We start from the raw sequence: 12,062 nt of genomic DNA, 5'->3' as shown, positions 1-12,062 counted from the left end.
GATGCTCTTTTTTGCTTTTTATGCCCAGTTAATTTCTTCACTGGCGTGCTTTTCACACTCTTCTTTCACCATGGTGATGAACTCAACACCCGTTTTGGTGCACAACCATTGTGAGCCGTCGTAACGGAAGTGGAACCCCCCCGATCTTGATGCTAACCAGATTTCTTTCATTGGTTCTTGACGGTTAATAATCACTTGGCTGCGGTCTTCAAAATCCAATGTCATTACATTACCGACAGTTTCGTAATCGATATCTGCTTCTGAGTCATCTATCATTTCTTCAACAGCTTGAAGTTGAATGTCTACGAGTTGATGAAATTCAGTTTCATTCATCTTGTCTATCCTATTGCTTTTCCTGACTGTGGTGCGATTATAGGGGGCATTGATTAAATAATCACGAATTGCAAAATGAAAAAGACCATCACCACACTGTTTTTGTTATCTGCACTGACGCTAGTGGGTTGCGGCCAAACGGGCCCTTTGTATATGCCCAATGATGCTCAGCAAGATTCACAAACGACGCAAACACAGTAAATTCAGTACAAATAGAAAAGGAAAAAATCTTGGATTACTTTAATTATCAGGATGATGGCCAACTTTGGGCAGAGAATGTTCCACTGGTTCAATTGGCTGAGCAATATGGCACACCACTTTACGTCTACTCACGAGCAACGCTAGAGCGCCATTGGCATGCGTTTGATAAATCGGTTGGTGATCATCCGCACTTGGTTTGTTATGCAGTAAAAGCCAATTCAAATATTGGGGTTTTGAATACCTTAGCTCGTTTGGGTTCAGGCTTTGATATTGTTTCTGGTGGTGAGCTAGAACGTGTTATTGCGGCTGGTGGTGATCCAGCGAAAATCGTTTTTTCTGGCGTCGGTAAAACGGAAGCAGAGATCAAACGTGCCCTTGAACTGAAGATTAAATGCTTTAACGTTGAGTCAGAACCAGAATTAGAGCGATTGAATAAAGTTGCATCTGAAATGGATGTAATTGCACCTGTGTCTCTGCGTATCAACCCAGATGTAGATGCCAAAACGCACCCTTATATTTCGACTGGTTTGCGTGATAATAAATTTGGTATCGCCTTTGATCGTGCACCACAAGTGTACAAATTGGCGAGCACACTTCCTCATCTAGAAGTAAAAGGTATCGACTGTCATATCGGTTCGCAGCTGACTGCGATTGAACCTTTTATTGATGCGACTGACCGCTTGCTGGCTCTGATTGATAATCTTGTTGAACAAGGTATCCAGATTAAACACCTTGATGTTGGTGGTGGCCTTGGGGTTATCTACCGTGATGAGTTGCCTCCTCAGCCGTCTGAATATGCGAAAGCTTTACTTTCACGTCTGACTAAACATCAAGATCTAGAACTGATTTTTGAACCTGGTCGTGCTATTGCTGCGAATGCAGGCATTTTGCTGACCAAAGTTGAGTTCCTCAAACATACTGAGCACAAAAACTTTGCCATTATTGATGCAGCGATGAATGACCTTATTCGTCCAGTACTTTATCAAGCATGGCAAGACATCATTCCTGTTGTACCTCGCGAAGGTGAAGCGAAAACTTACGATTTGGTTGGACCGATTTGTGAAACCGGTGACTTCCTAGGTAAAGACCGTTCGCTGATTTTGGAAGCGGGTGACTTGCTTGCCGTGCGTTCTGCTGGTGCTTATGGATTTGTGATGTCGTCTAACTACAATACACGTACTCGCGCGGCTGAAATTATGGTCGATGGCGATAAAACCTATGTAGTTCGTCAACGTGAAGAACTTGCCAGTTTGTGGGCATTAGAAAGTATCTTGCCGGAGTAAGAGATGCATTTCCATTTTTCCAAAATGCACGGTTTGGGTAATGATTTCATGGTGGTGGATTGCATCACTCAAAACGTATTTTTTTCTCCTGAGTTGATCCGCCGTTTGGCGGATCGACATACAGGTGTGGGTTTCGATCAGTTGTTGATGGTTGAAGCTCCCTATGACCCAGAAACCGATTTCCACTATCGCATTTTTAATGCTGATGGCAGTGAAGTTGAGCAGTGTGGTAACGGCGCTCGCTGTTTTGCGAGCTTCGTGCGCATGAAAGGGTTAACCAATAAATTCAGCATTAACGTTAGTACCAAGAAAGGTAAGATTCTGCTGGATGTGGAAAGTGATGACCAAATTACCGTTAATATGGGTGTTCCTGAGTTTGAGCCGAGTAAGATTCCGTTTCGTGCTAAACAAATGGAAAAAACCTATATCATGCGCGTAGCCGATCAAACCCTATTCTGTGGTGCGGTAAGCATGGGTAATCCTCATGTTGTTACGGTGGTCGATAGCGTTAAAACGGCAGATGTAGAACATCTTGGTCCTTTGCTTGAATCCCATGAACGTTTCCCTGAACGTGTGAATGCGGGTTTTATGGAGCTGATTAGCCGCGATGAAATTAACTTGCGCGTTTATGAACGTGGTGCAGGTGAAACTCAAGCGTGTGGCACTGGTGCGTGTGCAGCTGTGGCCACTGGTATTATGCAAGGTACTTTAAACGAAGAAGTTCAAGTGCATCTGCCAGGTGGTACACTTGTCATTAATTGGAAAGGACCGGGCAAACCTCTCTTTATGACAGGACCTGCTGTCCATGTATACGATGGCCAACTTTCTTGTTAATGAGGAACTGTTTTGTCACACCCTGAAGCAGATGCGTTAACCGCGCAAATTGTTGAAGATTATTTACGTGATCATCCTGACTTTTTTGTAGAACGCCCCGAGTTGGTCGATCGTTTGTCACTACCTCATCAGCAGATGGGGTCTGTGTCTCTCGTTCATATTCAACTTGCTAGGCAACGGCAGAGAATTGAAGAGCTAGAAGAAGAGATCACTACCTTGATGTCTTTGGCGGCGAGCAATGATAAAACATTCCATGAGTTCATGGACTTGCAAGATAAGTTATTGCACAGTGAATCTCTTGTCGAGGCATTTGCTGCAGTGCAGCAAATGGCTCGTCAGCTCGGTTTGACGGCGTTTATCCGCTTGTTAGATCCTTTGGATAGTGAGTACGCGATTAGCCGAGAGCATTGGCAACGTTTTGCTATCAATCACTTCAATGGAAAGGATGCCTATCTTGGGCGTTTAAGAAAAGCCGATCGCCACCTGTTATTCGGTGATGACGAAAGTGCCCCTGAGCTTGGTTCGTATGTCGTGTTACCGTTAGTAAAACAACACCCTTTAGGCATTCTAGCTTTCGCCAGTGATGATGGCGGTCACTACCAACCTTGTATGGATACGCTATTTTTACGTCATCTAGCGCTAGTATTAGCGCATACGATTGATACATTACCATGGCACCATTCCGATGAAGAACGAATCAGTCAACCCTCTGCCTAGCAGTTTACAGTCACCGCTAGACCGTTTTTACGAGTTTCTACGTAGTGAAAAAGGCTTAAGTCTGCATACCCAGCGTAACTATAAGCAGCAGTTGGAAACGATGGGCGAACACCTATGCCAAATGGGATTGCGCCAGTGGCAGCAGGTCGATGCGGCTTGGGTTCGTCAATTAGCCAGTAAAGGCATGCGTGATGGGATGAAAGCCAGCAGTTTGGCAACACGTCTCTCTTCTTTACGTAGTTTCTTTGATTTCCTCATTTTGCGTGGAGAGTTGTCAGCGAATCCTGCTAAGGGCGTTTCTGCGCCGCGCAAGAAGCGTCCACTGCCAAAAAACCTCGATGTTGATGAAGTTTCACAGTTATTAGAAGTTAATGCTGACGACCCACTGTCTATTCGCGATCGCGCTATGATGGAGTTGATGTATGGCGCAGGGCTGCGATTAGCTGAATTGGTGGCCATTAATGTTCGAGATGTGAATTTTGGCGCTGGTGAAATTCGTGTTATCGGTAAAGGTGACAAAGAACGCGTCGCCCCTTTTTCTGGGCAAGCCAAAGAGTGGGTAGCTAAGTGGTTAAAGCTGCGTTCTGACTTTGCTAAAAATGATGAACCAGCATTGTTTGTGTCCAAATTGGGCGTTCGTATTTCGCATCGCAACGTACAAAAACGGATGTCTGAATGGGGGCAAAAACAGGCAGTAGCTAGTCATATCAGCCCGCACAAATTACGGCACTCATTTGCAACCCATATGCTGGAATCAACGAATAACTTACGTGCCGTTCAAGAGTTATTGGGGCACGAGAATATCTCGACTACCCAGATCTATACCCACCTTGATTTTCAACACTTAGCACAAGCGTATGATCAGGCGCATCCGCGCGCCCATAAAAAACCGAAGGAGTCCTGATGCTAATTTACCGCAACCTGTTACCGATTAAAGCGATGACATTTGATTTAGATGACACGCTTTACGATAACCGACCGGTTATTCGGCATTTGGATGAACAAATTACGCTCTGGTTACATCAGAATCATCCGGTCACTGCAAAGTATGATGCACGGCAGTGGTATGAATTAAAGATGAAGCTGCTGTACCAAAATGATTATTTACGTCATGATGTTTCTTTGTGGCGTTTTACTCAGATCAAACAAGGGCTTATTGATTTGGGATATAGTGTATCTGCGGCTGATTCGGCAGCGAGCGATGCGATGGTTGAAGTCGATCATTTACGTAATTTGATCGATGTACCGCAAGAAACTCACCGTGTCCTTTCTCTGTTGTCCCAGAAGATCCCGTTAGTTGCCATTACTAATGGTAATGTTAGTGCCAAGAAAATTGGCATTGAATCCTATTTTCAACAAGTCTTCCGGGCGGGACCGGATGGTTTATCCAAACCCGATGCGGATTTATTTGATAAAGCGTCACGTTATTTAGATTTACCGCGCAGTTCCATTTTGCACATTGGAGACCATCCTATTACGGATGTGTTAGGTGCAATAAATAGTGGCTTTCAAGCATGTTGGTATAATGATCGCGAGATGACTATCATGCAAAGCAATCGATTACATTTGCTGCCTCATGTTGAAATAGATCGTCTTGAGCAGCTATGCGATTTGGTAACATAAAAATCTGACGAATTAACTATACTTATGAGCAATGTCGCTTTGATCAACTGCATTGCTGGGGGTCTTTGAACAGGATGTACACCACCTCATTTGTTTTACAGCCAGACTCTTCCCATAAAGAGTTGAAGAAATTCTTAGATTCGCACCCTGATATCCATTCAGAGCAGGTGCTTATTCAACTTTTCTCCAACCAGTCATGTTCACTCGTGCAAGAAATGGCGGAGTTGCTGCTAAAAGCGATTCCACAAGCTCATTTGATTGGTATGAGTACTACCCAAGTGATTCGTCATGGGGACATATTCGATAATCAAACCCTGGTCGCTATTAGTCAGTTTGATAAGGCTAAGCTCACCAGTGCGGTGGTCGAATATGGACAAGATGAGGTCCAAGATGGTTATCAAATGATGAACCGCTTGAATTTATCCCCAGCGTCACAGGTGATTTTCTGTTTCGCAGATCGTATGAATGTTGGTGGAAGTGAGCGTTTTTCAGTGTTCAACCAATATCCACATCCAGTGCCCATCACAGGTGGAACCTCTGTAGCAACAGAGCAGGGCCAGTGGGTAATTTATGGCACTCAATGCTATCAAAATGCCATGGTCGCTGTTGCTGTGCATGCGGATCAATTGCTATGTCGTGTGGGAGGATATAAGCAATGGAACCCCATTGGTCGCGCGTTCCGAGTTACTAAAGCAGATAAATCGTCAGTCTATGGTTTGGATAATCGGCCGATTGAAGAGGTTTATCGCCATTATTTAAGTCATGGCGAATTGCTCGATTGCCAGTTGCTGAAAAGCTTTCCGCTGGTAAAAGAGGGCAAAGAAGATCAGCAAGTTTATATTCCACAGCGATTTGCGGATGGCGCGATAGAGTTTAATTCTCCTTTAATGATTGGCGATGAGGTGCGTTTTTGTTTCGATCATCCTTCATTGACGTTAGATCAAGTACGTAGTGGCGCTCATTATTTGCGAGAGCAAAAGCCGGATAAAATTTTTGTCTATAACTGTATTACTCGCTTGCAGTTTATTGAGCATAACCATGAGTTACTGCCATTACAGGAAGTCTCTGATATTTGTGGCTGTTACTGCATGGGCGAGTTTTGGCACGATGGCAGTAAGCAACGAGTCATGCACCACAGTATGACGTATGTGGCTTTACGCGAAGGTGAGCACTCAGTGCAGGAAACACCAACTCGCTATGCTTCCTCCAAGGGGGTGACAGCGCCATTGTTTAGTTTGATTCGTAACGCCTTTGATGATGTCGATGTACTGAATCGCAATTTGGAACAGAAGGTGCAACGTCAGGCGTCTTTACTGACCGCAAGTTATCGAATTGATGCACGTACGGGATTACCTAACCGCGCTGTCTTGCAAGAGCATTTGCACAATATTCAGTTAGATGAACATCTATTGACGATAAAAGTGACTAACTTTAGCCAGATTAATGAAAAGTATGGTTATAAGGTCGGTGACAAACTGTTGGTCGATTTAAGTGTTCACTTTCAACTGCATATTAATCAACACATCAGTGCGAAATGTCATCTCTATGCGATCGGTGTGGGTGAGTGGGCAGCCATTTTTGCTTCAGATTTTAAAGAACGCAAAATCCATAAGCTGTTTGGTGAGTTTGTTGATGAGCTTGAGCATGTCAACTTTGAACCTTATGGACTTCCGGAGCTGGATTATCTTTCGGTCTCTATGTGTGCCGGGTTAGTCAGTCGACGTGATTTCCCCGTTCAAGATGGCGATGAATTGTTATTGCGTTCGATTGAAGCGCGCCGTTATGCCTATAAAAATAATGAGCACTTCTGTAACGCTAAGACGCTACTTGGACAAGACAAAGTTCGTCGTGAACAGTTGAAATGGCTCTCTTGTGTTAGTCGAGCGGTGATGGACAACAATGTGTTGGTGTATAGCCAACCCATCTTTGCCGCCCATTCTCGCCAAAAAACCTCGCAAGAGTGCTTGGTCCGATTGGAAGACAAAGGAAAGATCATTCTGCCAGGACGTTTTCTTCCTGTTATTGCCGGAACCCATCTTTACACGCGTTTAAGTCACCAGCTGATCACTCGTATTGGTGAATATATGCAAGATCGGGACGATTCGTTTTCGATTAACTTATCGCCGCAAGACTTAATCAGTGACAGTACATTGATCCTGATTGAAGAGATGATTAAACGTTTGAATCGGCCTTCACGGATCGGTTTAGAAGTATTGGAGTCGGAACAAATTAAAGATTACGGGCGGATGGCGGAAGTATGTAACCATTTTCGGCGCCTGGGAGCTAAAATTATTGTGGATGATTTCGGCTCTGGTTATTCGAATATCGATGAAATTGTGAAGCTTGAACCGCAGATCATCAAACTGGATGGCAGCTTGATTAAGCATTTAGATACCGATGCGAAGCAGAGAAAAATTACCGAGCAGTTAGTGAAATTGTGCCATGTACTTGATGCAAAAACCGTGGCTGAATTTGTTCATAACCAAGAGGTATGCCAAGTTTGTGAAGGGATTGGCGTCGATTATTTACAAGGTTTTTATCTCGCAGAGCCAGCACCACTGATTTGAACGATAAGTTAAATTCGTCGGTACTACTTATTTTTCCAAGCGTGTCCACTTTTGTCTGCTTTATAAACGTCCATATAGTGGAGGAAAAACTGCTCCATTTGATCGGCCGCTTGTTTTTCGCCAATGGCGGCCATTAATACGTTGGCAACCTCCAAAGTACATAGATGCCCACTTTCCTGATTACGACGCAGTTGATATTGCGAAGTCATGCCTGAGGTAGACAAAGTAACGGTGGGTAATGTCTCTAACCAAGCACTTTTACGGCGCATTTTTCGTGCTTCCTGCCAAGTACCATCAAGAATAATGAAATGTGGCGTGGTTCCCTGAGCTTCGCATTGGGCGATTGCTTGAGTTTCTGTCACGCTGTGCTCATCAGGAAATACCAGAAACGAAGAGACATTTTTCTTTGCCACTCGCGCTAATAGATCCGTATTTTGTTGCGTTCTTTGCCAAGTAAACGCCTGACAGTGAGGTAGGGCTTCGATGAGCCAGCGTCCTGTATTGGTTTCCCGTGAGATTTCTTCTGGATGCATTAGCAATGAGAGCAACAACTGACTGCTGCTCAGATCGGGAATTTGCTGACAAATACACTGATGAGTTAGGCCACAACGCGAACAAGCCATTACAACGCGATACCTTGTTGCTGTGGTGATATACCATCGGCAAATAGTACAGTGGCGTGTTGTGTAGAGAGTTGGTTCATCTTTTCTCCTAGCTCTGAGTAGTGACCATCGACATAGTGTAAGCGATGTAGTTTATCTGCAGAGGCTAAGTTTTGCTTGGCAATAATGAGATCGTGCCAGCCATTTGTCGACAATGTATCCAAATAGAGCGGGGTTGCTGATTTAAGGCGGCTATTAAATTGCCATTGATGCTGCACATTTTTGAAGATCAACAAGGTGCAATCGGCTTGATGACACCAATCCATTTGCACTAACAGTTCTGGATTATCATCGCCATTCAAATCGTAGGTAAGCCAACGATAGTGGCTTCCTTCATAAGGCTGGTGATGTTGAGCCAGATAACCACGCACGGCTTGATCGACGTTCTCATCATATTCGTCAGTAGAATTGAACTGATCACCATTGGTTGGTTTTGCCGAGTTTTGTTTGGCAGACTCATGAAAGTCTTTAAATAAAACCAATCCGCCAGAGGCAATCGGATAGACAGTCGTTCCGACTTTCTCTTCAGTAGCTTTAAGCTGTTCGCCACTCCGAGTAAAAATTCGTTCAGTGACTAAGTATTGTTGCTGGTGGCGTGTCATGACTACTTGGATTTGATCCGAATTGAGTGGTTGCCAATAGCCTTTTTCCACCACATCAGGAGCGCCGTTGGTGTAACTGTAGCGAGTAATCGCCGTGTGATCCTGACCAAGCTGCATACTGACACTAAAACCACTATTGGTGGTTGAGCTCGCGTAATAGATACCACTCCAATTAAGGCTCGTATCGGTATTCCCTAGTACCGCACAGCCTTGATACTGCTGATCACCAATGGTCAGCTGCGCTTGCCATCCATAGAGGGCACTAGCGGTTTTGTTAATACAAGATGCTGCTTTGAGCTGAACAGAACCGCCTTTGAGCTGATAGGTTCTCTGTTGGCCTGACAGTTGCCCACCATCAATGGGTAGGGTTTGTTGTGTGCCTACCGCAGGAGCAAACACCACGCCTTTATCGGTAAATTGCGCTGACCAAGAAGTAGGTTCAGTGCCAAATGCTCGGGTTGGCAGTGGGTAAAGGTGACAACGATCCTTTTCTTTACCATTTAAGGTATTTATTTGGGTCACGACAAACTTACCCGCGTAATCGCCGTTGTAACCTGTTTGGCTAGGTGGAATAAGGTAACCTAGCACTTCGGCATACATAGGTTCATAAGGTGCGATGGCAACTCGTTCTGCATCGGTTTTGAGATTAGCAGGAATCTGTAATTCGAATTGCTGTTGACTGCCACAAGGGGTTAGCGTTTGGGTTTGCGCGCCAATGGTCACATCACCACGCAACATAAACATTTGTGGTTGGATAGAATCGGGTTTATCTAAACTAGCCGTTGAAGAGGGATTGGGAGTTTGGGATAAAGAGGTACAAGCGGCCAGCATCATACTGCCTAAACCAAAGACAGTGGGTCTTAACAATTTCATGTTATCTCTTTCCTCATCACAGCAAGCTAGTGGAACTATTATGGCATAGCTTATTTGGGCGACAACGGGCTAACGATGCTATTGACAAACACCGGACAGAAAAGAGGGTTTGTTGGAAACTACTTCGCAATTACGATGCAAGTAGAGGAGAAAAAGAGGGGAAAACACAGGGAACAAAAAGCTTGCTCCCTGCAATAAGGTTTATAGTAGGTGTTCTTCTAGATAATGAGCGACTGCGTCGTCGGCACTGCTACCAATCCGTTCAATGGTTGGTAGAGCTTGTAAAACTTTCGGATGGGCGGTGCCCATAACTAAGCCTTTACCCGCCATGGTCAACATTTCTAGGTCATTCATGCCATCACCAAATGCGATACAGTGTTCTAAACCTAGTCCCATTGATTCTGCTACAGCTTTTAGTGCATCGCCTTTTGACACATTAGGTCCCATCACTTCTAAACACCATGGTGAAGAGAAGGCAATGCTCAATTTGTCTTGGAAAAGATCGCGTAATTTGGCTTCGTATTCTGCTAAGTGTTCGTGGTCTTTTAAACGACTGGTAAAGAACACTTTTGCCACGCCATCTTTAGGAGCGTGATTGGTATCGAAAGGAATAAAAGTGAAACCCGATTCGTTGTGATACTCAGCTAATTCACGATCTTCATGACTTAAGTACCATTCGTTATGACGGTAGATGTGCACAAAAATGGTTGGGTCGTCCTTTAGCACATCGACGATCTCTTGTACCAGTTCTTCGGGAACATTTTTGCTCAGCATGAGTTCATCTTGCTGATTGTGAACACGAGCACCATTAGCCGTAATCATATAGGCAGGAATGCCAGCGATTTCACGAATACCAGCAACGTCTACATGGTGACGGCCAGTAGCAAAAACAAAAGTGAAGCCTTTATCGTGGAGGGTTTTCAGTGTGCTTTTGGTTTGGCTGCTAAGTTGGTGGTTTGGTGCGAGTAAGGTTCCGTCTAGGTCGGAGGCAACAATTTTGTACGGTGTCGGTTTACTATCAGTGGTCATATAACCCTCTTGGCTCATGTCATTGCTAACGGCAGATAAAGACACGCAACAGTGTACTGCAAAAAGCAGTAAGAAAAGAGGGCAAAATCAATTGGAAGTGCTTTCCTCTATTACTTTGTTCCGACTTGCTGAAAATGGTCAAGGATACTGGTCAGTACAGGATTACGGTATTCATCGCTTTCAAACATTAATTCATGTTTAGCGCCATTTATCAATTGGATACGACAATTAGGATTGGTTTTAGCTAACTTAGTAATAAATCGTGTTTGAGCTTTATTATCAACAATGGTGTCGGCTTCAGCTTGTACAACCAATGTCGGTAGCTTGATTTGTCTAGTCAACTGGAGACATTGCTTCGCGGCCATCAATCCTTGCCATACCCAGCGAGTACTTGGCCCTCCGAGTTTTAACTCAGGATGCAGTTCATAGAGATCTCTAAACCATTGATAGCGAACTTGGCTATGGGTGAGTGGGTTAATCTCGAATGGTTTTGGGTAATAACCTGTAAAACCTGGGGCGTATTTGGGGATTACTGACGTAGCCGTCAAAATCTGGGTTAGTGGTATGGCTATCGGACGTAACTGCCAAGGAATATTCACTCCAAACATTGGAGCGGTAAGCGCTAAAGCATGGAATGGATGCTGTGGGTTCATTTGTACATAGCGCGTAGCGATTGCCCCACCCATTGAGTGACCCAGTAGAAATCGATGCTGATATTTCTCTAAATCAAACAGTTCAATTAAGGCTGCTAAATCGGAGATGTAATCATTGAACTCTCCCACATAGCCCATTTCTGGGTTATCGATCAGCCGCTGAGAACGGCCTTGTCCTCTATGGTCAAAAGAATAGATGTCGTAACCATTTTGATAGAGGTCGAAGAACAACTCTTGGTATTTCCATGTCGACTCAATCCGACCATTCACCATAATAATGGCTTTCGTATGATCAGGGTGAGTTAGGCTGCACCAGTAGATTTTGGTTTTATCAAATGCTCGATAGAAGCCATCATTTCGCTTCTGCCAAAGTTCGGCCACTTCGTTTTGCATACGAGTTAAGAATTGGTTTTCTTGAGTCAATAAGTATGGTGTTTGAGAGGTGGACATAGATGAACCTAAATAAATACCGCTGAGGCTTCAAGCATAAGCAACTGGGGGATAATTGCAATTGACATGTCAATTCATCATCACATTTTAACTTGGATAAATAATAATCTGTCTCAAATTATGTAAAAGTTTCCTTTTACCCCCTTGGAGGTATGAGTCGCAACCGTTACTATAGAGTCTAGTCAATAGTTGTTCGACCTATCTGGGTTGTCTCTGCTTTTGTTTTCCGCGATCA

The 12,062-nt window shown here is 44.2% G+C and carries 12 protein-coding genes; 7 read left to right on the top strand and 5 right to left on the bottom strand.

All coding sequences use genetic code 11. The features are described from left to right. Positions 1–18 precede the first annotated feature (18 nt). Positions 19–333, bottom strand: a complete 315-nt coding sequence (cyaY, locus tag OCV11_RS16095) for an iron donor protein CyaY (RefSeq protein ID WP_261894056.1) — start codon at positions 331–333, stop codon at positions 19–21. A gap of 75 nt (positions 334–408) precedes the next feature. Here cyaY and lptM point away from each other — a divergent pair, with 75 nt between their 5' ends. The 7 genes from lptM (at position 409) to OCV11_RS16060 (ending at position 7,558) form a co-directional block, all read left to right on the top strand. Further along, on the top strand, positions 409–534 hold the full coding sequence (lptM, locus tag OCV11_RS16090) for an LPS translocon maturation chaperone LptM (RefSeq protein ID WP_261894055.1): 126 nt from the start codon (positions 409–411) through the stop codon (positions 532–534). 29 nt (positions 535–563) lie between these two features. Further along, positions 564–1,817, top strand: coding sequence for a diaminopimelate decarboxylase (gene lysA, locus OCV11_RS16085; RefSeq protein WP_261894054.1), 1,254 nt, complete (start codon positions 564–566; stop codon positions 1,815–1,817). 3 nt (positions 1,818–1,820) lie between these two features. Next, the gene (gene dapF, locus OCV11_RS16080; protein ID WP_261894053.1) at positions 1,821–2,651 is read left to right on the top strand and encodes a diaminopimelate epimerase; all 831 of its coding nucleotides are present in this window, start codon (positions 1,821–1,823) and stop codon (positions 2,649–2,651) included. A gap of 12 nt (positions 2,652–2,663) precedes the next feature. Further along, positions 2,664–3,368, top strand: coding sequence for a DUF484 family protein (locus tag OCV11_RS16075; protein WP_261894052.1), 705 nt, complete (start codon positions 2,664–2,666; stop codon positions 3,366–3,368). Further along, on the top strand, positions 3,337–4,272 hold the full coding sequence (xerC, locus tag OCV11_RS16070; protein WP_261894051.1) for a tyrosine recombinase XerC: 936 nt from the start codon (positions 3,337–3,339) through the stop codon (positions 4,270–4,272). Before OCV11_RS16075 ends, xerC begins: the two co-directional genes overlap by 32 nt. Then, complete coding sequence (gene yigB / locus OCV11_RS16065) at positions 4,272–4,991, top strand: 5-amino-6-(5-phospho-D-ribitylamino)uracil phosphatase YigB (protein WP_261894050.1); 720 nt, start codon at positions 4,272–4,274, stop codon at positions 4,989–4,991. Before xerC ends, yigB begins: the two co-directional genes overlap by 1 nt. A gap of 74 nt (positions 4,992–5,065) precedes the next feature. Beyond that, positions 5,066–7,558, top strand: a complete 2,493-nt coding sequence (locus tag OCV11_RS16060) for a bifunctional diguanylate cyclase/phosphodiesterase (protein ID WP_261894049.1) — start codon at positions 5,066–5,068, stop codon at positions 7,556–7,558. Between the two features lie 23 nt (positions 7,559–7,581). Here the strand turns inward: OCV11_RS16060 and OCV11_RS16055 are convergent, their stop codons facing one another. The 4 genes from OCV11_RS16055 to OCV11_RS16040 form a co-directional block, all read right to left on the bottom strand. Further along, positions 7,582–8,181 (bottom strand): tRNA-uridine aminocarboxypropyltransferase, encoded by a 600-nt coding sequence (locus OCV11_RS16055; protein WP_261894048.1) that lies wholly within the window; start codon positions 8,179–8,181, stop codon positions 7,582–7,584. Further along, a complete protein-coding gene (locus OCV11_RS16050) occupies positions 8,181–9,695 on the bottom strand; it encodes a hypothetical protein (RefSeq protein WP_261894047.1) in 1,515 nt (504 codons plus the stop codon). The genes OCV11_RS16055 and OCV11_RS16050 overlap by 1 nt, the downstream gene beginning before the upstream one ends. Positions 9,696–9,896: 201 nt before the next feature. Then, positions 9,897–10,724 carry a Cof-type HAD-IIB family hydrolase gene (locus tag OCV11_RS16045; protein ID WP_261894046.1) on the bottom strand — a complete coding sequence of 276 codons (828 nt, stop codon included), beginning with the start codon at positions 10,722–10,724 and terminating at the stop codon, positions 9,897–9,899. Between the two features lie 110 nt (positions 10,725–10,834). Next, entirely contained in the window at positions 10,835–11,827 is a 993-nt protein-coding gene (locus OCV11_RS16040; protein ID WP_261894045.1) for an alpha/beta fold hydrolase, read from the bottom strand. Between the last annotated feature and the right edge of the window lie 235 nt (positions 11,828–12,062).

The sequence above is a fragment of the Vibrio porteresiae DSM 19223 genome, assembly GCF_024347055.1.
GTDB lineage: Bacteria > Pseudomonadota > Gammaproteobacteria > Enterobacterales > Vibrionaceae > Vibrio > Vibrio porteresiae.
Note: the sequence above shows the minus strand (reverse complement) of the source record. Positions and strands in the feature narration are given on the sequence as shown.